Genomic DNA, 22,142 nt, shown 5'->3' with positions numbered 1-22,142 from the left:
CATGACGAAGAAGGTAACCACCCGTCCCGGCCAGCGCGACCTCACCACGGGGTCGATCGCGTCGACTCTGCTCGCCTTTGCGCTGCCGACATTGGGCTCGAACATCCTTCAGTCGCTCAACGGGTCGATCAACTCGATCTGGGTCGGGCGCTTTCTCGGCGAAAGCGCGCTCGCCGCGACGTCGAACGCCAACATCATCATGTTCCTGATGTTCTCAGCCGTGTTCGGCTTCGGCATGGCGGCGACGATCCTGATCGGCCAGTCGGTCGGGCGCCGCGATATCGAGGCGGCGCGGCGCGCCTTCGGCTCGACGGTCGGGCTGGTGGTGGGCGGGGCGGTGGCGATCTCGATCCTCGGCTGGCTGTTCACGCCGCAGATCCTCCGCCTGCTCGCCACGCCGGGCGAGGCGCAGAACATGGCGCGCGACTATCTGCGCGTGATCTTTCTCGGCCTGCCTTTCTCGATGCTCGGCGTGTTGATCCAGATGAGCCTGCGCGGCACCGGCGATTCGCTGACGCCCCTCTGGTTCATGCTGCTCAGCGTGGTGATCGACAGCAGTTTCAACCCGCTGCTGATCGAGGGCATCGGCCCATTCCCGCGCATGGGCATCGCCGGCTCGGCGACGGCGACCCTGTTGGCCGGAATCGTCTCCTCGGCCGGCCTGCTCGTCTATGTCTATTGGCGTGACCTCCCGATCCGATTGCGCGGCCGCGAACTGCGCTATCTGATCCCCGAAGCGGCGCTGGTCAGGACGATCGTCGCCAAGGGCCTGCCGATGGGCGCGCAGATGCTGGTGATGTCGAGCGCGGGCCTCACCATGGTCGGGCTGGTCAACCGCCTCGGCGTCGACACGGCCGCTGCCTATGCGGTGTCGCAGCAGCTCTGGACCTATATCCAGATGCCGGCGATGGCGATCGGCGTCGCCGTCAGCAGCATGGCGGCGCAGAATATCGGGGCGGGCAAATGGGAACGGGTGAACGCGATCACCCGCGCCGGGATCATCTACAATACCGTCATCACCCTGGTGGTGATCATTGCGATCATCCTGTTCGACCGGCAGGTCATGGCACTGTTCGTCGGCAGCGAAAGCCCGGCAATCCCCATCGCACGCCACATCCAGCTGATCTCAAGCTGGACCTTCGTCATGTTCGGCGCGACGATGGTGCTGTTCTCCACGGTCCGCGCCAATGGCGCGACGATGGCGCCGCTGATCATCCTGGCGATCGCCTTTTATCCGGTCAGGATCGGCTTCGCGGTGATCGGCCCGCGGCTCATCGGCCCGGACGCCTTGTGGTATGCCTTTCCGCTCGGCTCGCTCGTGTCGCTGTCGCTCGCGATCCTCTATTATCGCAGCGCGCATTGGCGCGAGCAGGTGCTGATCGTACCGCCCGAGCCGGAAGTGGCGGAGGAGCATGCCCATGCCACGGGCGAACCGGCCGGGCGGCAGCATCCGACCGGCTGAACGAGGCCGTTACCGTTCGATCGCGAAGGTAACGGTCAAGCGAGCGCTGGTCTCCACCGGCTTTGGCGAGACGTCGATCACGACCGGCGGAACCATCGCCATGACAGGCGACCGGGCCGAATCCATGCTGTACCCATCAATGGCGTCTCGCTCGCTGCCGTCATTTACGGATATGATACCGCCGAGCTTCGCCCCTGAGGCTGCCGCGATCGCTTCGGCCTTGGCGCGCGCATTTTCCATCGCTCTTGCAATCGCGCGATTGGAGGCGGTCGAATCGTCACGCAATCCGAAATCATCGATTCTGGCCCGGCTCGCTCCAAGCCGGCCAGCGAGCCCAACAGCGGTGCCGGCGTCCTTTATCGAATTCATGATGACGGAGGTCTCGATCTGCGCCACCCGGCCGACCACCGTACAGTCCTTCTTGCGGCCTTGCGGTGGGGCGCCATCCAGCGTGTCATCCGCCGCCATCGAAACCGCCACGGTCTCGAGAGTGTCGGCGATGGTTTCCGGATCGTCGGACATCATCGAGAAGTGATCGCCATTGTCGCAGCTGCCGGCATAGGCCTCGCGGATCGATACGGCGCCGGTTCGCAACTCGACCTTCGGATCGAGCGAGCGCAGGCCCGAGATTACGGCCCTCTGCCGTGCCGCGAGCGCAGCGGAGGCTGCGTCGGCAGTTTTGCCTTCGCCACGTAGAGAGATCGACAGAGTAGCCTTGTCGGGGATTGTTTCCACATTGCCGGTCGCGGAAACAATGATCGTGGCCGGCTTCGCCTCTCGCCCGGTCTGGGCCAACACCGGGGCTGGGATCAGTGCCACTGCCATGAACGCTTTGGTGCAACGCATCTCAGTCTCTCGCTTTGTTAAATGTTATAACGTCACCTTAGATATCGTGGTTGAGCCCCGGCGTAAAGTCGTTGCACTTGCACGCTGACGGCTGATCCAGCACAAGCCGCGCATGTCCGCCCAATACCCCGCGCTTCGTCTCCGCCGCACCCGCGCTTCGGCATGGAGCCGGCGTATGCACGCCGAGACCGTGCTCACGCCCGCCGACCTGATCTGGCCGCTGTTCATTGCCGAAGGGCAGGGCGTGGAGGAGCCGATCGCCAGCCTGCCCGACGTGTCGCGCTGGTCGGTCGATGGTATCGTCGCCCGGGCGAAGGAAGCGCGCGATCTCGGCATTCCGTGCATCGCCTTGTTCCCCAACACCCAGCCCGATCGCCGCTCCGATCGCGGCGAGGAAGCGCTCAATCCCGACAATCTGATGTGTCGCGCGATCCGCGCGCTGAAGGACGCAGTGCCCGAGATCGGCGTGCTGACCGACGTCGCGCTCGATCCCTATACCAGCCATGGTCATGACGGCTTGCTCGACGAGACGGGCTATGTGCTCAACGACGAGACTGCCGAGGTTCTTGTCGGTCAGGCGCTCAACCAGGCGGCGGCGGGCGCCGACATCATTGCACCGAGCGACATGATGGACGGCCGGGTGGGCCTGATCCGCGCAGCGCTGGAAGGTGACGGCCGCGCCAACGTCCAGATCATGGCCTATTCGGCCAAGTACGCCAGCGGCTTTTACGGGCCGTTCCGTGACGCAGTCGGCTCGCGCGGCCTGCTCAAGGGCGACAAGAAGACCTATCAGATGGACTCGGCCAATGCCGAAGAGGCGTTGCGCGAGGTCGCGCTCGATCTGGCGGAGGGCGCCGACAGCGTGATGGTCAAGCCGGGTCTGCCCTATCTGGATATCATCCTCAGGGTGAAGAGCGAGTTCCAGGTGCCGGTCTTCGCCTATCAGGTGTCCGGCGAATATGCGATGATCGAGGCGGCCGTCGCTGCCGGCGCCGCCGAACGCGACGGCGTGGTGCTGGAAACGCTGATGGCGTTCAAGCGCGCCGGCTGCTCGGGCGTGCTCACCTATCATGCGGCGCATGCGGCGCGTCTCTTGAACGCGTGATCGAAACGGCGCGTCTGATTCTACGAAGGCCGACCGAGTCCGACCGCGCGATGTTGCACGCGATGTGGGCCGATCCCCTCGTCATGGCCAATCTCGGTCCGGTCAAATCGCCGGAAGAGAGCGACGCGGCGATCGCGCGTCACGCGGGCTATGGAGTCAGCCATGGATTTGGTTTCCATATGATCGAACTGCGCGACGGCCATGACGCGATCGGCTTTTGCGGGCTGAAGCCGGGAGCGGAGGGCACGCCGATCGAGGGCGAAGTCGAGATTGGCTGGAACCTGGCCAGCGGCTGGTGGGGCAGGGGTTATGCGCGGGAGGCGGCCGCCGCCTGGCTGGAATGGGCCTGGGCGAATAGCGCGGCGCCGCGGGTCACCGCGATCACCGCCGAGCGCAACACGCGCAGCCGGATGTTGATGGAGCGCCTCGGCATGGCGCGGCAGCCGGAGAGCGACTTTTTCCACCCCCTGTTCGCGCCGGGCGACCGCTTGGGAAACAGCGTGGTTTTCGCGATTGACCGGCCGGGAGCAGTGTCGTGATTGATACCGAACGCCTGATCCTGCGACACTGGCGGGACGAGGATCGCCCGGTCTTCCACGCGCATTGCAGCGATCCGGAGGTCATGCGGTATCTCGGGCCCTTGATGACTCGGGCCGAGACCGATGCCGCACTCGATCGGCAGAACGGGTATCTCGAGAGTCATGGCTATTGCTTCTGGGCGGTCGAACGCCGCGAGGACGGTGCGCTTCTGGGCTTTTGCGGCGTGAAGCCGGGCGCACCCGACACGCCGATCGCGCAGGATATGGAGATTGGCTGGCGCTTCGCCCCGGCCTATTGGGGGAAGGGATATGCCCGCGAAGCTGCGGAGGCGAGCCTGGCCTGGGCCTGGGCGCATACCGATGCGCCGCGGGTTGCGGCCATCACCGTTCAGGACAACAGCCCAAGCTGGGGGCTAATGGAGCGCATCGGCATGAGCCGAGTCGTGGATGGAGACTTCGATCATCCCGCAGTGCCGGATGGCAGCCCGCTGAAGCGCCATATCCTTTACCGAATCGCGCGCCCGGCCTGATGGCGCGCATCGCCGTGCCGGCGCGGTTCGCCCGGCCGCTGTTCGTGGCGACTATCCTGGCCGGCTCGTTCCTGCTGTTCCTCGTCCAGCCGATGGTCGCGCGCATGGCGCTGCCCCGGCTCGGCGGCGCCCCCGCCGTGTGGAATTCGGCGATGCTGGTCTATCAGGCGCTGCTGCTCGGCGGCTATGCCTATGCGCACTGGCTCGGCCGGGTGACGCCGCGGTTTCAGGCGGCGATCCACCTCGCGTTATTGCTGGTCGCGGCGCTGTGGCTGCCGATCGGGCTGATGGCGACTCAGCTCCCCGCCAACGCGCAGCCCGCCATCTGGGTGCCATGGCTGCTCGGCGCGTCGATCGGGCCGCTGTTCTTCGTCATCTCGGCGCAGGCGCCGCTGCTCCAGCGCTGGTTCAGCGTGTCGAGCAAGGGGCAGGACCCTTATGCGCTCTACGCCGCCTCCAATTTCGGCAGCTTTGCCGGCCTGATCGCTTATCCGATCTTCGTCGAGCCGGGGCTTGCCCTGGCGGGCCAGAGCCGGCTGTGGACCGCTGGTTACATCATCCTAGGCCTGCTCGTCGCGGTCTGTGCGATGACCTTGCCCAGGATGAAGATGCAGATCGTCGAGGGGCCGGTTGCTGAAAGTCCGGCGCCGACCCTCAAGCGCGTCGCGCACTGGATTGTGCTGGCCTTCGTGCCCTCCGGCCTGATGCTCGCGACCTCGACCTATATCACCACTGACGTCGTCGCGATGCCGCTGCTCTGGGTGCTGCCGCTCGGGCTTTATCTATTGAGCTTCACCGTCGCCTTCGCGACGCGGCGCGGTCCGGCGGATTTGCTTACCTGGCTCGCGCCCATTGTCATCCTGCTGATCGGCGGGGTGCTCGTCGGTGAACTCCAGGGCAAGCCCTGGCTCAACGCCGCGCTCGCCCTCATCCTGCTGTTCATGGCCGCCGTCGCGCTCCACACCAAGATGTACCGGCTCCGGCCTGAGGCCGACCGGTTGACCGGCTTCTATCTCGCCATGTCGGTCGGCGGAGCGCTCGGCGGCGTGTTTGCCGCACTGATCGCGCCCTTCGTGTTCGACTGGACCTATGAATATCCGCTGCTGGTCCTTGCCGCCGGCGTGCTCGCGCCCCAGAGCTTCCTTGTCCCGGTGATCGGCACGCTGTGGGCGCGACATGCGCAGTACCGGGGGTTCATCACGGTCGCCGTCGGGTTGTTGATGTGGCTGCTGATCCTCGTGGTGATGAACAGCCCGAGCGCCGGATCGGAAGATCCGGGGCCGCTGCAAGCGATGGTTTTCGTGGTGATGGTTGCAGTGGCGGTGTTCACCATCGGCGCACGCGGCGCATTCGTCTGCGCGCTGGCCGGCGCGCTGATCGTGTTCGGCGGCTACCGCTCGATCCTGTTGTCGATGGAACCCGGCGCCCGGACCCGCAGCTATTTCGGCGTCTATACGATTCGCGCCAACAAGGAGGTGCGCCAGCTCCAGCACGGCACCACCGTGCACGGCACGCAGTTGCTCGGCAGCGCCGATCGCGAGCGTACGCCGACTGCTTATTATGTCACTGGCTCCGGCGTGGGGCAGGCAATGCAGGCGGTGCCGGCGCTGTTTGGCGATCATGCCCGGATCGGTGTCGTCGGCCTCGGGGCGGGGACGCTTGCCTGTTATGCGAAGCCCGGTCAGAGCTGGCGCTTCTACGAGATCGATCCCGCCGTCGTGCGCATTGCCCGCGACACGGGGCAATTCACCTTTCTGAAGAATTGCCTGCCCGACCCGACAATCGAGGTGGGCGACGCGCGGCTCAATCTCGCCGCCGAAGCGACCGGCTCGCTCGACCTGCTCACGCTCGATGCTTTCTCGTCCGATGCGGTGCCGATGCATCTGATGACGCGGGAAGCGTTCGATACTTATGGCCGGGTGCTGTCGCATGACGGCGTGCTGCTCTTCCATATCTCCAACAAATTCCTCGACCTGGAGCCGGTCGTGTCGGCCGCGGCGAAGGCCGGAGGGTGGAGCTCGGCGAAGCTGCTGTATTTCCCGGGACCGAATGTCGAGCAGCCCCGCGCCGTCTCCTTCTGGGTGGCGCTGTCGCACGATCCGGCGACGATCGAGGCGCTGAAGGCGCGCGATGCCACCTGGCAGCCGCTGAACGACTATCCGGCGTTCACGCCCTGGACCGACGATTATTCGACGATCGTCCCGCTGGTGAAGCTGTTTCGCAAGCCTTAGGTCCGATGACTTGAGTTCACCCGTTCGTGCCGAGTAGAGACCGAGTAGCGCCGCAGGCGCGTATCTAGGGCTCGTATTGAGGCACCCTCGCTTGCGGTCGATTCAACAAGACGAAGCGATATCTCAAAGTCAGGCCGGCGGGGCACTGACTGCTTCTCGCCACGCTGTTTCTCATCGTCTGTATAACGCAGGCACTGCCTCGCCGATTCAGCGGCGAATCGGCTCCGAAACAGCAGAAAAACGCCGCATTATCCCGCGTTTTTTCCGCTGTTATCCCGTAACAGGTAAATCGCTACCTAAGCCGCTGGAAACATGGGTATAATCCGGCCCTGAAATCCAACATAACAGCGGAAAGAAAAATGTCCCGCCGCTGTTTCCCGCGGAACCGCGGAATCAGGCCTTCGACTCGCGCGCGGACGGGCCGCCTCAGGCCTCAGGCAGCATCGCCTGGATCGCGGCGATTCGCGCCGACTGTAGCTGAAGCTGGGCATTGGCCTCGGTCCGCAACGCCTCGATTCCCGGATAATCCGGCTGGCCGGCGGTGGCGCGTTCGATCGCCAGATCCTCCAGATCGGTCAGGGTCGCCGATGTCGTGGCGCGATAGCCGTCCAGCTCGGCCAGTGCCGACTGGGCGGTGATCCAGCCCTCGCTGCCGGCAGCCTGGCCCTTGGCCGCCACCGCGGTCCGCTCGGCACGCTCGGCGGCGGGGGCGAAGGCAGTCGCCGATTCGCCGAGAGTGGCCTTCAGCGTCGCAAGCTTCGCATCGATGGCAGGATCGGCCACCACTGGTGCGGGTGGGGGCGATTCGGGCTCGGCAAGGCTGGTCGTCTCGATCGGCCGCGGCAGCAAGGAGGGATAGCGGCCGGTCGACTGTTCGGCGCAACCGCAGAGCAGGGCGAGGCAGGTGAAGGGGAGGGCGCGTTTCATGCCCCCTCGCTCTATGCGGCAAATAAGAGGTACGCAACGCACGCAACGCACTTGCGCCCCGCGAAAGACGCCTCTATGTGCCCACTTCCCAAGCGCCCGTAGCTCAGCTGGATAGAGCATCAGACTACGAATCTGAGGGTCGGACGTTCGAATCGTTCCGGGCGCGCCAACATCCCCCGCCACAGTCACTGACTTGGCGGGGGTTTGTTTTTCCGGCCTGTCGGCGCCGGTTCCACCTCTCCACATTGAATCGTGATCACGGCCCCGCCGCCGGCCCCGACGGCCACTTGCATCGCAAAATCGGTCGCACTAGCTTCAGACTGATTGCAGAGCGCAACCAGAACTGCGCGGATGCGCGGCGTGAGGAAAGGAAGGGTGATGGCCAAGCTCGTGTTCGGAATGAACCAGTCCCTGGACGGCTATGTCGACCATATGGCGTTCGCGCCCGGTCCTGCGCTCTTCCGCCATTTCGTCGAGGAGGCTCAGGGGCAGGCGGGCAGTGTGTATGGCCGTCAGATGTACGAGATCATGCGCTACTGGGATGACGAGCAGCCTGAATGGAATGCGGACGAACGCGCCTTCGCCGCGGCGTGGCGGAAGCAGCCGAAATGGGTCGTCTCGCGCTCGTTGACGTCGGTCGGGCCCAACGCCAGGCTCGTCGGGGAAGACCTTGAGGACGCCATCCGCGCGCTGAAGGCCGAGCGCGAGGGGGAAATTGAAGTAGCCGGTCCGGATCTCGCGCAAAGCCTCACCGATCTCGGCCTGATCGACGAATATCGAATCTACCTGCACCCAGTCGTGATTGGTCACGGCAAGCCATATTTCGCCGGACCACGGCCACCGCTCCGTCTCGTCGCCCATGACCGGATTGCCGAGGATGTGATCCGGTTGACCTATGTCCCCGCTTGATCGCGTGCTTCGCCGCAAGGCGTACCCAAGGGGCGTATGAGCTGAGACGTTGACGTGCCCGTCAGTCAGCGGCGACCGGAACGAACGCGAGGGTGAATACGGCGCCGCCCTCGGCATGGTTGCCGGCCCGCACGCCGACCTGCATTGCGTCGGCGAATCCCTTCACGATGGCGAGGCCAAGCCCGCTGCCGCCCTCACGGTCGCTGCCCGTGCCGCGTGTGAAGACCTGGAACAGGTCGTGGTCGGGCGCCGTCAGCCCCGGCCCGTCGTCGCGAATCGCGATCGTCACCGCATCGGCGGTCCGACGCCCTTCGATCGTGATCGTGCCCGTGGCGCCGCCATGCTGGGCCGAATTGACCAGCAGGTTGATCAGGATGTGATGCAGCAGGGTGGCATCAGCCCGGACCAGCGGCAGGTTCGCCGGCACCTGGAAGTCGATATGTTTGCCGCGCAGCAGGTCCTTCAGGTCGTGGATCGCGCCGCTGACCGCGTCGGTCAGGTCGATCGGTTCGATCGACAGCTTCAATGCGCCGGTATCGAGCCGCACCATGTCGAGCAGATTGTCGAGGAAGCGCCGCAGCCGCTGCATCTCGGCCCTGGCGACGGGGATCGCCGCCGACTCGGGGTTCTCGGTAGCCACGGTCTCGATCGCCGTCGTCACAGCGGTCAGCGGGGTGCGCAGGTCGTGGCCGATTGAGGAAAGCAACGCGGCGCGCAGGCGGTCGCGCTCCTTCAGTACCGACAACTCGCGCATCTCGTCGTCGAGGCGCAGCCGCTCATGCGCCAGCGACGCCTGCCCGACCAGGGTGGAGAGCAGCACCGCCCGATCGGACGGCACCGGGTCGCTCCCGTCGTTCCGCGCGACGCCCAGCACCGCCAGCACGCCCATCGACGTCTTGAGCGGATGGAACTGCCAGTCCGAGGCATTGAGCGTCACCGTGCCATATCCGGCGGTCTCGCCGCGCTTGAACGCCCAGTCGGCCGCCGCGACGTCGATCGGGGTCAGGTCGCTGGCGGGCGGGGCCGCCGCGACGATCGCCGGCTGGCCATCGCGCTCCGCCAGCAGCACGGCGTTCACGTCGAGCAGCCGCGAGACCTCGACGCATACCGTGTCCGCGGTCGACTGCGCGTCCGACACGCGCGTCAGCGCCTGGGCGAAGGCCGCGAGCGCGGCATTCTCATGCGCGCTGCGCACGCCGATCGCGGCGCGCGAGCGCATGCCGCCGGTCAGCCGGCTGGTGAAGGCAGCGATGCCGATCAGCACGAGTACGGTCAGCACGCTCTGCGGCTCGGTGATGGTGAAGGAGTAGAGCGGCGGCAGGAAGAAGAAGTTGAAGGCAAGCGCGGCCAGCACGCCTGCCGCCAGCCCTGGTCTCAACCCGTAGCGGCTGGCCGCGGCGACCACCGGCAGCAGATAGAGCAGATCGATGGCGCCGGTGCCGATCCACGGCTCGACCAGCTTGGCGAGCAGGGTCGTCCCCACGACGAGCGCGACGACTGCCGCATAGACCGCCGGCCGCGCGTCCCAACGGAAACCCGCTCGCGCACTTCGAGCCGGCGCGGAGACATCGGCCGGGATTACATGAATCGCTAGCCCCTCGACGTTGCGCAGCAGCTTCTCGACCACCGAGCCGTGGCGCATCTCGAACCACCAGCTCCGCCGGGACTTGCCGATCACCAGCTGAGTCGCGCGCATGCCTTCGACCTGAGCCTGCAGGCCGTCGATCACGCTCTCGGCCGGCACGGTCGCGATGGTCGCGCCCAGGCTGGCGGCGAGGCGCAGGGTGGCGGCGATCCGCGCCTTCTCCTCTGTCCCGAAGCCTTCCGCCCGCGGCGTCTCGATATAGACGGCAGTCCAGGGTGCGCGCAGCGCATCGGCCAGGCGCTTGGTCGTTCGCACCAACGCCTCGGCTCCAGGCAGCTCGCTGACCGCCACCAGCACCCGTTCCCCGGCCGCAAAGGCGCCGGGCAGGGCGCTCGCGTCGAGATGCTCGAGCATCTGCCGGTCGACGCTCATCGCCGCACGGCGCAGCGCCATCTCGCGCAGCGCCGACAGGTTCGCCTTGGAGAAGAAATGCCCGAGCGCCCGTGTCGCCTCGGCCGGAATATAGACCTTGCCGTCCTTCAGCCGCTCGATCAGCTCGTCGGGCGGGATGTCGACGACTTCGATCTCGGCCTCCTCCAGCACGCTGTCGGGGACGGTCTCGCGCACGCGCACGCGCGTGAAGCTGGCGACCAGGTCGTTGAGGCTCTCGACATGCTGGATGTTGACCGTCGAGAACACGTCGATCCCGGCATCGAGCAGTTCCTGGATGTCCTGCCAGCGTTTGGGATGGCGGCTGCCCTCGACATTGCTGTGTGCAAGCTCGTCCACCAGCACCAGAGCCGGACGACGCGCGAGGATAGCGTCCAGGTCCATTTCGGTCAGCGCCTGGCCGCGATAATCGATGGTGCGGCGCGGGATCACGTCGAACGGCGCGACCAGCGCTTCGGTCTCGGCCCGGCCATGCGTTTCGACCACGCCGACCACCACGTCGGTACCGGAGCGAAGGCGGGCAGCACCCTCGCTCAGCATCTCATAGGTCTTGCCGACGCCCGGGGCTGCCCCAAGGAAGATCTTGAGCTGCCCGCGTGCTTCCCGCTCCGCGGCGCGGAGCAAGGCGTCGGGCGAGGGGCGTTTGTCGGTTATCGCGCCAACCTTCTCACTTAAGCCCCTCCCCTTCAGGGGAGGGGTTTGGGGGTGGGGGCGTGCGTCTGCACGCTCATAAAGACTCTTCGCCAAGCCCGAAGCGCCGATCGGGGCATCGAGCCCCGCTCGTCGCTGCCCCACCCCTTGCCCCTCCCCTGAAGGGGAGGGGTTGAGAAGGGAGAACCGGCCAAGAGGGATATGACCTTCCCCATCGGCAAACGCTACGCCCACGCCCCAATCTATATGCGAACTTAACGCGTTTCGGTCCCATTCGCCGTCGCACCTTAACGCACCGCGCGCCTATCTGCCTTTCCGACCCGGCCACACCGCGCCGGCCGATCGGAGGCACAGCCCCATGACCGATATCCTGTGGCTCGGCGCGCTCGCCGGGCTGTTCGCGCTGACGCTCGCCTATATCCGCCTGTGCGACGAGGCGTGAGGCGATGACGCTGCATCTCATTTTGGCCGCGATCACCGCTGCCGCTCTCCTCCTTTACCTCGTGGCCGTGCTCCTGCGGCCCGAGCGATTCTGATCGGTATCGCCATGGATATTCAGGGCTGGGGGCTGATCGCCCTCTTCGTCGCCATTCTCGTCGCGCTGGCCAAGCCGATGGGCATGTGGCTGTTCGCGCTCTACGAGGGCCGCCGCACACCGCTCCACACTGTCTTCGGGCCGGTGGAGAAGGGCTTTTACAAGCTCGGCGGGATCGACCCGAATGCCGAGCAGAGCTGGCGCCGCTACGCGGTGCACATGATCGCGTTCAACCTCGCGCTCCTGCTGCTCACCTATTTCGTGGTCCGCTTCCAGGACCTGCTGCCGATGAACCCGCGTGGCTATCCCGGCATTGCGCCCGATGGCGCGTGGAACATCGCGATCAGCTTCACCACCAACACCAACTGGCAATGGTATTCGGGCGAGGTCGCGCTTTCGAACTTCAGCCAGATGTTCGGGCTGGTCATCCATAACTTCCTGAGCGCCGCCACCGGCATCGCGCTCGCCTTCGCGCTGTTCCGCGGCTTCGCGCGGCGCGAGTCCAGGGCGATCGGCAATTTCTGGGCGGACGTCACGCGCGTCACGCTCTATCTGCTGCTGCCGATCTCGATCGTCTATGCCGTCTATCTGATCTGGAGCGGTGTTCCCCAGACCTTCGCGCAGAGCATCGATGCGACCACGCTGGAAGGCGTGAAGCAGACCATCGCGCTCGGTCCGGTCGCCTCCCAGGAAGCGATCAAGATGCTCGGCACCAATGGCGGCGGCTTCTTCAACGCCAACTCCGCGCATCCGTTCGAGAACCCGACCGCGATGACCAACCTGATCCAGATGCTCTCGATCTTCCTGATCGGCGTCGGGCTCACCTGGACCTTCGGCAAGGCCGTGGGCAACACGCGTCAGGGCTGGGCGATCCTTGCCGCGATGCTGATCATCTTCGTCGCCGGCACCGGTGTCGCCTATTGGCAGGAAGCGGCCGGCAACCCAGTGCTGCATTCGCTCCACGTCGCCGGCGGCAATATGGAGGGCAAGGAAGTCCGCTTCGGCATCGCCGCCTCGGCGCTGTTCGCCAGCGTCACCACGGCCGCCTCGTGCGGTGCGGTCAACGCCATGCACGACAGCTTCACCGCGCTCGGCGGCATGATCCCGATGATCAACATGGAACTGGGCGAGATCGTCGTCGGCGGCGTCGGTGCGGGCATCTATGGCTTCCTGCTCTTCGCCATCCTTGCGGTGTTCGTCGCCGGGCTGATGGTCGGCCGCACGCCTGAATATGTCGGCAAGAAGATCGAGGGCCGCGAGGTGAAGTTCGCGGTACTCGCCATCGCCGTGCTGCCGTTGCTCATCCTGGGGGGCACGATGATCGCCTCGGTGATGTCGGCCGGCCTGGCCGGGCCGCTCAACAAGGGGCCGCACGGTTTCTCGGAGATCCTCTACGCATTCAGCTCGGCGGTCGCGAACAACGGCTCCGCCTTTGCCGGTCTGACCGCGGGCACGCCCTTCTACAATGCGCTGCTGGGCATCTGCATGTGGGGTGGCAGGTTCTTCATGATCGTGCCGATGCTGGCGATCGCCGGCAGCCTCGCGGCCAAGAAATACACGCCGCCGTCCTCGGGTTCCTTCCCGACGACCGGACCGCTCTGGGTGGGGCTGCTCATCGGCGTCATCCTGATCATGGGCGGCCTGACCTTCCTGCCGTCGCTCGCTTTGGGGCCCATCGCGGACCATCTCGCGATGATCAACGGCACGCTGTCATGAGCGCGCTATCCCAACCGTCATGCCGGACTTGTTCCGGCATCCATCCCTCCTCACGCGCCGCAACGCCTGAGGCGCGATGGACCCCGGAACAAGTCCGGGGTGACGGCAGAGATTTCGGCATCCGCCTTTCCTTCATCCTCGATCGGGACTGATCCATGTCCGCACCAACCTCCATCTTCACCGCGAGCCTGGTCGTCCCGGCGATCGGCGACTCGTTCCGGAAGCTCGATCCGCGCCAGCTGATCAGGAACCCGGTGATGTTCACCACCGCCGTGGTGGCGACCTTGCTAACCGTGCTGCTGGTCATCGGCGGCGAGCCGCTCAGTTTCAGTTTCCAGATCCAGCTGATCGTCTGGCTGTGGCTGACCGTGTTGTTCGGTACCTTCGCCGAGGCGCTGGCCGAGGGCAGGGGCCGCGCCCAGGCTGCTTCGCTCCGCGCAACCAAGGCCGATCTCAAGGCCAAGAGGTTGCTCGGCGTCGGGGATACCTATGAGATCGCCTTCGCCACCCAGCTCGAAAAGGGCGACTTCGTTCTGGTCGAGACCGGCGACCTGATCCCCGCTGACGGCGAAGTCGTCGAAGGCGTCGCCTCGGTCAACGAAGCCGCGATCACCGGCGAAAGTGCGCCGGTGATCCGCGAGGCAGGTGGCGACCGTTCGGCCGTGACGGCGGGTACCCGCGTCATCTCGGACAGGATCAAGGTCCGCATCACCCAGGAGCCGGGGCACGGCTTCCTCGATCGCATGATCGCGCTGGTCGAGGGTGCGGAGCGGCAGAAGACGCCGAACGAGATCGCGCTGACCATCCTGCTCGTCGGCCTGACGATCATCTTCCTGATCGCGGTCGCCACCATTCCGGGCTTCGCTTCCTATGCGGGCGGCGGCGTGCCGGTGGCGATCCTCGCGGCGCTGCTGATCACCCTCATCCCGACGACCATCGCCGCGCTGCTCTCGGCGATCGGCATTGCGGGCATGGACCGGCTGGTGCGCTTCAACCTGCTCGCCAAATCGGGTCGCGCGGTCGAGGCGGCGGGCGATATCGACGTGCTGCTGCTCGACAAGACCGGCACCATCACCATCGGCGACCGCCAGGCGAGCCAGTTCGTGCCCGTGGGCGGGATCGACATCGATACGCTGGCGAGCGCTGCGTCGCTGGCGAGCCTCGCCGACGAAACGCCCGAGGGCCGCTCGATCGTCGTGCTGGCTCGCGAGCGCCATGCCGTCCCGACCCGCACCATGCCGGCCGATGCGGAAATCATCCCCTTCACCGCGCAGACGCGCGTGTCGGGCATCGTCACCGGCGGCAGCACGATCCGCAAGGGCGCGGTGGATGCGATCCTGCGGGCCGATCCTGGGCTCGGCACCACCCCCGTCGCGGCCGAACTGCGCCGCGTGACCGAGGAGATCGCCCGGTCCGGCGCAACGCCGCTCGCCGTGTCGCGCGACGGCAAGCTGCTCGGTGCGATCGCGCTCAAAGACGTGGTCAAGGCTGGCATCCGCGAACGCTTCGGGGAGTTGCGCCAGATGGGCATCCGCACGGTGATGATCACCGGCGACAACCCGCTGACCGCCGCCGCCATCGCCGCCGAGGCGGGCGTGGATGATTTCCTCGCCGAGGCGACGCCCGAGGACAAGCTCGCACTGATCCGCAAGGAACAGCAGGGCGGGCGGCTGGTCGCGATGTGCGGCGACGGTACCAACGACGCGCCCGCGCTGGCCCAGGCCGATGTCGGCGTGGCGATGAACACCGGCACCCAGGCGGCGCGCGAGGCCGGCAACATGGTCGATCTCGACAGCGATCCGACCAAGCTGATCGAGGTCGTCGGCCTCGGCAAGCAGTTGCTGATGACGCGCGGTGCGCTGACCACCTTCTCGGTGGCGAACGATGTAGCGAAATATTTCGCGATCATCCCGGCGATGTTCGTCGCGCTCTATCCGGGGCTTGGCCTGCTCAACGTGATGGGGCTGGCGACGCCGCAATCGGCGATCCTGTCGGCGATCATCTTCAACGCGCTGATCATCCCGATGCTGGTGCCGCTGGCGCTGAAGGGCGTGACGTATCGGCCGATGCCGGCTGGGCCGCTGCTGGCGCGTAACCTCGCCGTTTACGGGCTGGGCGGCCTGCTCGCGCCGTTCGTCGGGATCAAGCTGATCGATCTCGCCGTCACCGCCCTGCACCTCGCCTAGCTCTTCTTGTGTCCCCGCGAAGGCGGGGACCCAGTCTGGGCTCCCGCCTTCGCGGGAGCACATAAGGAACTGAAGACATGCTCATCGACCTGAAATCCGCTCTACGCCCCGCCTTCGCGCTCACCATTGGGTACGCGCTACTGCTCGGGCTCGCATATCCGCTCGCGCTGACCGGCGTCGGCCAGGCGCTGTTCCCCGCCCAGGCGAATGGCAGCCTGATCACCGAGAAGGGCAAGGTCATTGGCTCGGAGCTGATCGGCCAGGGCTTTGCCAGCGACCGCTATTTCCATGGCCGGCCCTCCGCCGCGGGCAAGGGTTATGACGCCAGCGCCTCGTCGGGGTCCAACCTCGGCCCGGCGTCCCAGGCACTCGCCGACCGCGTCAAGGCGGATGTCGCCGCCAATCCCCCTTCACCAGGAAGCAACAGGGTCCCCCCCGATCTGGTGACGTCCTCCGCCTCGGGGCTTGATCCCCATATCAGCCCCGAGGCGGCTTTTTATCAGGTGGATCGCGTCGCGAAGGCGCGGGGCGTAACGCCCGACGCCGTGCGCGCGCTGGTCGAGGCACAGGTCGAGCATCCGCTGCTCGGCTTCCTCGGCGAGCCGCGCGTCAATGTGCTGGCGCTCAACCGGGCGCTCGACCGCGCGGCGTCGCGGCCGTAACAAGGGGCATGCCGATCGCCGCCAAGGTCCTGATCGTCGAGGACGACGCGCATATCCGCCGGTTGCTGCGCGTCGCCGCCGAACGCGCCGGCTACAAGGCCGGGGAGGCGGCGACGGCCCGGGAAGGGCTGTCGCTGCTCGATATCGACAAGCCCGATATGGTGCTGCTCGATCTCGGCCTGCCCGACCGCGACGGGCTCGAGCTGATCCAGTTGATCAAGGCGCGCGGCGCGACCCTGATCGTCGTCTCGGCGCGCGAGGATACCGCCGAGAAGGTCGCGGCGCTCGATCTCGGCGCCGACGATTATCTGACCAAGCCGTTCGACACCGAGGAACTGCTTGCCCGCATCCGCACGGCACTGCGCCACCGGCTCGCCGACCAGACGGCACAGCCGGTGGTGACGATCGGCGAAGTCGTGATCGATCTCGACAGCCGCCGCGTGCTGCGGGCAGGGGAGGAGGTCCATCTCTCGCCCAAGGAATATGGCGTGCTGGCGGAACTGGCGCGGCGGCCCGACCGGATCGTCGGCCACGCGCAATTGCTCCGTGACGTGTGGGGACCCGCGCAGGAGAGCCGGGTCGAGTATCTGCGTATCGTCATTCGCAACCTGCGCCAGAAACTGGAGCCGGACCCCGCGCAGCCGACGATCATTCGCAACGAGATCGGCGTGGGGTATCGGTTGACCGGCGCGGCCTAGTCGAGGCGTTAGCGCATTCCCGAAAATCAATGACATTGCGCGCCGCGCCGCCGCCGATCATGTAGCGCGCGCGGCCTAAAGCCCCTAGGTGGGCCGTTGCGCCTCCGAATCATATAGGATGCGCCAAGATCATTCACGGACGAGGATAGTTGCCGGTGCGTCGCTTTTACGCTCTCCCTCTTGTTGCCCTGTTGCTCCCCGTTCCGGCGCTCGCGCAGCAGACCACGCCTGACGCCGCCAACCCAGCCGATATCGTCGTCCTCGGCTCCGGCCTGCCGCTCCCGCCCGGTACGCCCGCTTATGGCTCCGTGGTGATCGACCGCGACCGGTTGACCAACGACGCCTCGGGCCGGGTCGAGGACGTGCTGGCCGATGTCGCCGGGCTGCAGCAGTTCCGCCGGTCGGACAGTCGCTCGGCCAATCCGTCGGCACAGGGTGTGACGTTGCGCGCGCTGGGCGGCAACGCCTCGAGCCGCGCGCTGGTGCTGCTCGACGGCGTGCCGCTGGCCGATCCGTTCTTCGGCTACATCCCGTTCAACGCGCTGGTCGGCGATCGCTTTTCGGGCGTGCGCATCACGCGCGGCGGCGGCGCGGGCGCGTTCGGCGCGGGCGCCGTCGCCGGGACGGTCGAGCTGGCCAGCGCGACGCGGGCCGACCTGCCGCTCCTGGCGGGCAGCGCCTTTTACGGCAGCTATGATTCGCAGAACGTCACGGCCAGCCTGACTCCCGATTTGGGCGGCGGGTTCGTGTCCGTCTCGGGCAAGTGGGAACGCAGCGACGGCTATCGCACCACGCCCGATTCGCAGCGCACGCCCGCCGATTCGCGCGCGCGGTTCGAGGATTGGTCGGGCGGTGTCCGCGCGGTCGTCCCGGTCGATGCCGAGACCGAGATCCAGGCGCGGGGCCTCGTGTTCCGCGACAACCGCACCTTGCGCTTCAAGGGCGCCGACAGCAGCTCGGAAGGGCAGGATGCCAGCATCCGTCTGGTCCATCGCGGCGACTGGGCAATCGATGCGCTGGCCTATGTCCAGGCGCGCAACTTCACCAACAAGGTGATCAGCGCGACCAGTTTCAAGCTGACGCTCGACCAGCGCAATACGCCGTCTACCGGCCTGGGCGGCAAGATCGAGGTGCGGCCCCCGATCGGCGCCGACCATGTGCTCCGCGTCGGTGTCGATGCGCGGCTTGCGGATGGCGAGCTGTATGAGGACGCGTACGCCGCCAGCGGTGCCGTCACCACGCGCCGCAACGCGGGCGGTAACAGCAGCACCATCGGCGCCTTTATCGAGGACGACTGGACGATCGGCCATCTCGTGCTGACCGGTGGCGTGCGCGGCGACCGCTGGACCTTGACCAACGGCTTCATCCGCGAACTTTCCGGGGCCGGCGCGATCGCCAAGGACAATCGCTTCGCCGATCGCGACGGGTTCGAGGCGACCGGCCGGGTCGGGGCGCTCTATCATGTGACCAGCGCAGTCGCGCTGCGGGCGGCGGGGTATACCGGCTTCCGGCTGCCGACACTCAACGAACTGTACCGCCCCTTCCAGGTCTTTCCGATCCTGACTCAGGCCAATGAAAATCTTGGTCTGGAGAAGCTGAAAGGGGTCGAGGGGGGCATCGACCTGACGCCGGCGCCGGGCATCTCGATCGGACTGACCGGCTTCTATAACCGGCTCGACAATGCCATCGCCAATGTGACGATCGGCACGAACCTGCGCCAGCGCCAGAATGTCGATGCGATCGTCGCAAAGGGGATCGAGGTCACCGCCGGTCTTCGCCACGGTGCGGTGTCGCTCGACGGCTCCTATGCGCTCAGCGACAGCCATGTCCGTGCGTCGGGCGCCTCGGCTGCGCTCAACGGCCTGATTCCGGCGCAGAGCCCGCAGCATGCGGCGAGCGCCACCCTGGCATGGGAGCCCAAGGCCGGTCCCTCCTTCTCGACCACCGTCCGTTATGTCGGCAAGCAATATGAGGACGATCTGCAGACCGGCGTGCTGCCGGCGGCGACGACGGTAGACGCCGTCGCCCGACTGCCGATCGGCCGGCATTTCACCATCGTGGCGCGCGCGGAGAATCTGTTCGACGAGACGGTCATCACGCGCAACGCAGGCGGATCGATGGACCTCGGCACGCCACGCACGCTGTGGATCGGCGTGAAGTTCGGCAGCTAAATCCAACTATCACCTGTTCCCTCGATAAAAGGTGCGGAACAGGCCCGGGCCTTCGATATCTCCAGTCATGAGAAAGAGCCGGTCGAGGCAAGACAATCGCCGCAAGGCTATAGTGACATGCGCGGACCAGATTTAAATCGATCTGTCCGCCCGCCGGCGGTTCAGGCAGCTGTCGCGGCCACCGCGGCCAGCACCGCCTCGGCATATTCGGGGCGGCAGATCAGCAGATCGGGGAGAAGGGGATCGGCGCAATTATAGACGAGCGGGCTGCCGTCGATGCGCGAGGCATGCAGGCCGGCCGCCAGCGCGACTGCGACCGGCGCGCAATTGTCCCATTCATATTGACCGCCGGCATGGAGATAGATTTCGGCTTGGCCGTCGACCACCGCCATCGCCTTCGCGCCCGCCGAGCCCATCGGCACCAGCTCGGCGCCGAGCGTCTCCGCTACCTGCTGGACGATTGCATGCGCGCGGGTGCGGCTGACCACCATGCGCGGGCGGGCGGGGAGCGGGGGCCAGACGGGCGGCGCGTCGTCGGTGACGAAGATGCGGTGCGCCGCGGGCAGGGCGACGGCGCCGGTCACCGGCGCCCCATCGATCGCCAGGCCGATATGGACAGCCCAATCCTCCCGCCGTTCGCCGAACTCGCGGGTGCCGTCGAGGGGGTCGACGATCCAGACGCGGCTGGCGGCGCAACGGGTGCGGTCGTCGGCGGCCTCTTCCGACAGGACGAAGTCGTCGGGACGGTCGGCATGGAGCAGGTCGAGGATCAGGGCATTGGCTTCGGCATCGCCGCGCCGCTTGAGATCCGCATCAATGCAATTGCCGGTGGCGCACAGCTCGCGCAGCAGGGCGGCCGCCTGGAGCGCGACCGACCGGGCGACTTCAGCGTCGGTCACAGATCGGGGCTCCAGACGCCCATGATGTGCTCGACGATCCGCTCCGCTGCCGCCTCGGGGCTTTCGCGCGTCGTGTCGATTCGGACCTCGGGCCGCTCGGGCGCCTCATAGGGGCTGGAGATGCCGGTGAAATGCGCGATCTCGCCGCTCCGTGCCTTGGCGTAGAGGCCCTTCACGTCGCGCTTCTCCGCCTCGGCGAGCGGGGTGTCGACGAAGATCTCGACGAACTCGCCATGCGGCAGCATCGATCGCACCAGCTCGCGCTCGGCGCGGAAAGGCGAGATGAACGCCGTCAGCACGATCAGCCCGGCATCGGCCATCAGCTTGGCGACCTCGCCGATGCGGCGGACATTCTCGATCCGATCGGTATCGGTGAAGCCGAGATCCTTGTTGAGGCCATGCCGTATATTGTCGCCGTCGAGCAGGAAGCTGTGGCGGCCGAGCGCGTGGAGCTTCTTCTCGACCAGATTGGCGATGGTCGACTTGCCCGAGCCTGAGAGGCCGGTGAACCACAGGACCTTCGGGTGCTGACCCTTTTGCGCGGCATGCGCCTCGCGGGTCACGTCGATCGCCTGCCAATGCACGTTCTGCGCGCGGCGGAGCGAATAGGTCAGCATGCCCGCCGCGACCGTGGCGTTAGTCGCGCGGTCGATCAGGATGAAACCGCCGAGATCGGCGCTTTCGTCGAACGCCTCGAAGACGATCGGCCGGTCGGTGTAAAGCTGGGCGACACCGATATCGTTGAGGCCCAAGGTCTTCACCGACAGCTCGGCGAGCGTGTTGATGTCGACGGCATAATCGGGCGGCTGGACGGTCGCGCCGACCGTCTGGGTGCCGATCTTCATCCAATAGGTGCGGCCGGGGAGGAGCTGGTCCTCGGCCATCCAGACGATCGTCGCCTTGAACTGGTCGGCGACCTCGGGCGGGGACGATGCGGTGGCGATCACGTCGCCGCGCGAGCAGTCGACTTCGTCCGTGAGGGTGAGCGTCACCGATTGGCCGGCGACGGCCTGGTCGAGATCGCCATCCATGGTGACGATCCGGGCGACCTTGCTGGTCTTGCCCGAGGGCAGGATACGCACGGCATCGCCGGGGCGCACCACGCCCGAGGCGATCATGCCGGCAAAACCGCGGAAATCGAGGTCGGGGCGGTTGACCCATTGCACCGGCAGGCGGAACGCGCGGTCCTGCGCGGCGTCGGTGCCGAGCGGCACGGTTTCGAGATGCTCGATCAACGATGGGCCGGTGTACCAGTCCATCGCATCGGAGCGCGACGCGATATTGTCGCCGGCCAGCCCCGAGAGCGGGATGGCGGTGAAGCTTTCGATGCCGATCGATTCGGCAAAGGCGCGGTAGTCTTCGACGATCGCGTCGAAGGTCGCCTGATCATAGCCGACCAGGTCCATCTTGTTCACCGCGAGCACGATGTGGCGGATACCGAGCAGGTTGACGAGATAGGAGTGGCGGCGCGTTTGGGTGAGCACGCCCTTGCGCGCGTCGATCAGGATCGCGGCGAGATCGGCGGTCGACGCGCCGGTGACCATGTTGCGGGTATATTGCTCATGGCCGGGCGTGTCGGCGACGATGAACTTGCGTTTCTCGGTGGCGAAGAAGCGATAGGCGACGTCGATGGTGATGCCCTGCTCGCGCTCGGCGGCGAGGCCGTCGACGAGCAGGGCGAAATCGATGTTCTGGCCCTGGGTGCCGACGCGCTTGCTGTCCGCCTCGAGCGCGGCGAGCTGGTCTTCGAAGATCATCTTCGAATCGTAGAGCAGGCGGCCGATCAGGGTGGACTTGCCGTCATCGACCGAGCCGCAGGTGATGAAGCGGAGCAGCGACTTGTTCTGGTGGAGGGTGAGATAGGCGTCGATGTCCGAGGCGATGAGGGCGTCGGTTTCATAACTCCCCTCCCGCTCGCGGGAGGGGGTGGGGGAGGGCATGTCCGCAAGGGTGGGGCTTGATGTTGTGACAGGCCCTCCCCCGACCCCTCCCACAAGTGGGAGGGGAGAAGAAGGCGTGCTTGCCGGGGTCGAAACGCCC

General features: G+C 66.4%; 17 protein-coding genes and 1 tRNA gene. 13 read left to right on the top strand and 5 right to left on the bottom strand.

Going from position 1 to position 22,142, the window contains the following annotated elements; genetic code table 11:
• Position 1: 1 nt before the first annotated feature.
• Positions 2-1,462 carry an MATE family efflux transporter gene (locus ACZ1I2_RS16310; RefSeq protein WP_465176547.1) on the top strand — a complete coding sequence of 487 codons (1,461 nt, stop codon included), beginning with the start codon at positions 2-4 and terminating at the stop codon, positions 1,460-1,462.
• A 9-nt stretch (positions 1,463-1,471) separates the two neighbouring features.
• Here ACZ1I2_RS16310 and ACZ1I2_RS16305 read toward each other — a convergent pair whose 3' ends face one another.
• On the bottom strand, positions 1,472-2,287 hold the full coding sequence (locus ACZ1I2_RS16305; protein ID WP_465176548.1) for an SIMPL domain-containing protein: 816 nt from the start codon (positions 2,285-2,287) through the stop codon (positions 1,472-1,474).
• A gap of 133 nt (positions 2,288-2,420) precedes the next feature.
• Here ACZ1I2_RS16305 and hemB point away from each other — a divergent pair, with 133 nt between their 5' ends.
• The 4 genes from hemB to ACZ1I2_RS16285 all read left to right on the top strand — a co-directional run bounded on the left by hemB (position 2,421) and on the right by ACZ1I2_RS16285 (position 6,713).
• Positions 2,421-3,413: a porphobilinogen synthase gene (hemB, locus tag ACZ1I2_RS16300; protein ID WP_465181481.1), complete on the top strand. Its 993-nt coding sequence runs from the start codon at positions 2,421-2,423 to the stop codon at positions 3,411-3,413.
• Positions 3,414-3,475: 62 nt separating this feature from the next.
• The gene (locus tag ACZ1I2_RS16295; protein ID WP_465181480.1) at positions 3,476-3,952 is read left to right on the top strand and encodes a GNAT family N-acetyltransferase; all 477 of its coding nucleotides are present in this window, start codon (positions 3,476-3,478) and stop codon (positions 3,950-3,952) included.
• Positions 3,949-4,482 carry a GNAT family N-acetyltransferase gene (locus ACZ1I2_RS16290; protein ID WP_465173108.1) on the top strand — a complete coding sequence of 178 codons (534 nt, stop codon included), beginning with the start codon at positions 3,949-3,951 and terminating at the stop codon, positions 4,480-4,482. The genes ACZ1I2_RS16295 and ACZ1I2_RS16290 overlap by 4 nt, the downstream gene beginning before the upstream one ends.
• Positions 4,482-6,713, top strand: a complete 2,232-nt coding sequence (locus ACZ1I2_RS16285; RefSeq protein ID WP_465176551.1) for a spermidine synthase — start codon at positions 4,482-4,484, stop codon at positions 6,711-6,713. Before ACZ1I2_RS16290 ends, ACZ1I2_RS16285 begins: the two co-directional genes overlap by 1 nt.
• Before the next feature lie 426 nt (positions 6,714-7,139).
• On the opposite strand, the gene ACZ1I2_RS16280 is transcribed toward ACZ1I2_RS16285, so the two are convergent.
• Entirely contained in the window at positions 7,140-7,640 is a 501-nt protein-coding gene (locus ACZ1I2_RS16280; protein WP_465173109.1) for a hypothetical protein, read from the bottom strand.
• A gap of 92 nt (positions 7,641-7,732) precedes the next feature.
• On the opposite strand from ACZ1I2_RS16280, the gene ACZ1I2_RS16275 reads away from it, so the two are divergent.
• Positions 7,733-7,809: transfer RNA gene (locus tag ACZ1I2_RS16275), tRNA-Arg, on the top strand.
• A gap of 209 nt (positions 7,810-8,018) precedes the next feature.
• Positions 8,019-8,549 (top strand): dihydrofolate reductase family protein, encoded by a 531-nt coding sequence (locus ACZ1I2_RS16270; RefSeq protein WP_465176552.1) that lies wholly within the window; start codon positions 8,019-8,021, stop codon positions 8,547-8,549.
• Positions 8,550-8,610: 61 nt separating this feature from the next.
• On the opposite strand, the gene ACZ1I2_RS16265 is transcribed toward ACZ1I2_RS16270, so the two are convergent.
• Positions 8,611-11,208 carry a DUF4118 domain-containing protein gene (locus ACZ1I2_RS16265; protein ID WP_465176553.1) on the bottom strand — a complete coding sequence of 866 codons (2,598 nt, stop codon included), beginning with the start codon at positions 11,206-11,208 and terminating at the stop codon, positions 8,611-8,613.
• Between the two features lie 473 nt (positions 11,209-11,681).
• Between ACZ1I2_RS16265 and kdpF the strand changes: the two genes are divergently transcribed.
• The 6 genes from kdpF to ACZ1I2_RS16235 all read left to right on the top strand — a co-directional run bounded on the left by kdpF (position 11,682) and on the right by ACZ1I2_RS16235 (position 19,203).
• Positions 11,682-11,771: a K(+)-transporting ATPase subunit F gene (gene kdpF, locus ACZ1I2_RS16260; RefSeq protein ID WP_465176554.1), complete on the top strand. Its 90-nt coding sequence runs from the start codon at positions 11,682-11,684 to the stop codon at positions 11,769-11,771.
• Between the two features lie 11 nt (positions 11,772-11,782).
• Positions 11,783-13,486 carry a potassium-transporting ATPase subunit KdpA gene (gene kdpA / locus ACZ1I2_RS16255; protein WP_465176555.1) on the top strand — a complete coding sequence of 568 codons (1,704 nt, stop codon included), beginning with the start codon at positions 11,783-11,785 and terminating at the stop codon, positions 13,484-13,486.
• A gap of 155 nt (positions 13,487-13,641) precedes the next feature.
• Complete coding sequence (gene kdpB / locus ACZ1I2_RS16250) at positions 13,642-15,672, top strand: potassium-transporting ATPase subunit KdpB (protein ID WP_465176556.1); 2,031 nt, start codon at positions 13,642-13,644, stop codon at positions 15,670-15,672.
• 77 nt (positions 15,673-15,749) lie between these two features.
• Entirely contained in the window at positions 15,750-16,334 is a 585-nt protein-coding gene (kdpC, locus tag ACZ1I2_RS16245) for a potassium-transporting ATPase subunit KdpC (protein ID WP_465173114.1), read from the top strand.
• 8 nt (positions 16,335-16,342) lie between these two features.
• Positions 16,343-17,032 (top strand): response regulator, encoded by a 690-nt coding sequence (locus ACZ1I2_RS16240; RefSeq protein WP_465176557.1) that lies wholly within the window; start codon positions 16,343-16,345, stop codon positions 17,030-17,032.
• 155 nt (positions 17,033-17,187) lie between these two features.
• Entirely contained in the window at positions 17,188-19,203 is a 2,016-nt protein-coding gene (locus ACZ1I2_RS16235; protein ID WP_465176558.1) for a TonB-dependent receptor plug domain-containing protein, read from the top strand.
• A gap of 161 nt (positions 19,204-19,364) precedes the next feature.
• On the opposite strand, the gene ACZ1I2_RS16230 is transcribed toward ACZ1I2_RS16235, so the two are convergent.
• Positions 19,365-20,102 carry a 3'(2'),5'-bisphosphate nucleotidase CysQ gene (locus ACZ1I2_RS16230; protein ID WP_465173117.1) on the bottom strand — a complete coding sequence of 246 codons (738 nt, stop codon included), beginning with the start codon at positions 20,100-20,102 and terminating at the stop codon, positions 19,365-19,367.
• Entirely contained in the window at positions 20,099-22,042 is a 1,944-nt protein-coding gene (cysN, locus tag ACZ1I2_RS16225) for a sulfate adenylyltransferase subunit CysN (RefSeq protein ID WP_465176559.1), read from the bottom strand. The genes ACZ1I2_RS16230 and cysN overlap by 4 nt, the downstream gene beginning before the upstream one ends.
• Positions 22,043-22,142 lie beyond the last annotated feature (100 nt).

It is taken from the genome of Sphingomonas sp. BL-S-29, assembly GCF_055521495.1.
This window is presented reverse-complemented; position numbering and strand designations above follow the sequence as displayed.

Bases quoted from the DNA above. Each gene is read 5' to 3' on its own strand.
- ACZ1I2_RS16295 (WP_465181480.1), top strand. From the start codon at position 3,476: ATGTGGGCCGATCCCCTCGTCATGGCCAATCTCGGTCCGGTCAAATCG.
- kdpF (WP_465176554.1), top strand. From the start codon at position 11,682: ATGACGCTGCATCTCATTTTGGCCGCGATCACCGCTGCCGCTCTCCTC.
- ACZ1I2_RS16310 (WP_465176547.1), top strand. From the start codon at position 2: ATGACGAAGAAGGTAACCACCCGTCCCGGCCAGCGCGACCTCACCACG.
- cysN (WP_465176559.1), bottom strand. From the start codon at position 22,042: ATGCCCTCCCCCACCCCCTCCCGCGAGCGGGAGGGGAGTTATGAAACC.
- kdpA (WP_465176555.1), top strand. From the start codon at position 11,783: ATGGATATTCAGGGCTGGGGGCTGATCGCCCTCTTCGTCGCCATTCTC.
- kdpC (WP_465173114.1), top strand. From the start codon at position 15,750: ATGCTCATCGACCTGAAATCCGCTCTACGCCCCGCCTTCGCGCTCACC.
- ACZ1I2_RS16240 (WP_465176557.1), top strand. From the start codon at position 16,343: ATGCCGATCGCCGCCAAGGTCCTGATCGTCGAGGACGACGCGCATATC.
- ACZ1I2_RS16285 (WP_465176551.1), top strand. From the start codon at position 4,482: ATGGCGCGCATCGCCGTGCCGGCGCGGTTCGCCCGGCCGCTGTTCGTG.
- kdpB (WP_465176556.1), top strand. From the start codon at position 13,642: ATGTCCGCACCAACCTCCATCTTCACCGCGAGCCTGGTCGTCCCGGCG.
- ACZ1I2_RS16280 (WP_465173109.1), bottom strand. From the start codon at position 7,640: ATGAAACGCGCCCTCCCCTTCACCTGCCTCGCCCTGCTCTGCGGTTGC.
- hemB (WP_465181481.1), top strand. From the start codon at position 2,421: ATGTCCGCCCAATACCCCGCGCTTCGTCTCCGCCGCACCCGCGCTTCG.
- ACZ1I2_RS16305 (WP_465176548.1), bottom strand. From the start codon at position 2,287: ATGGCAGTGGCACTGATCCCAGCCCCGGTGTTGGCCCAGACCGGGCGA.
- ACZ1I2_RS16270 (WP_465176552.1), top strand. From the start codon at position 8,019: ATGGCCAAGCTCGTGTTCGGAATGAACCAGTCCCTGGACGGCTATGTC.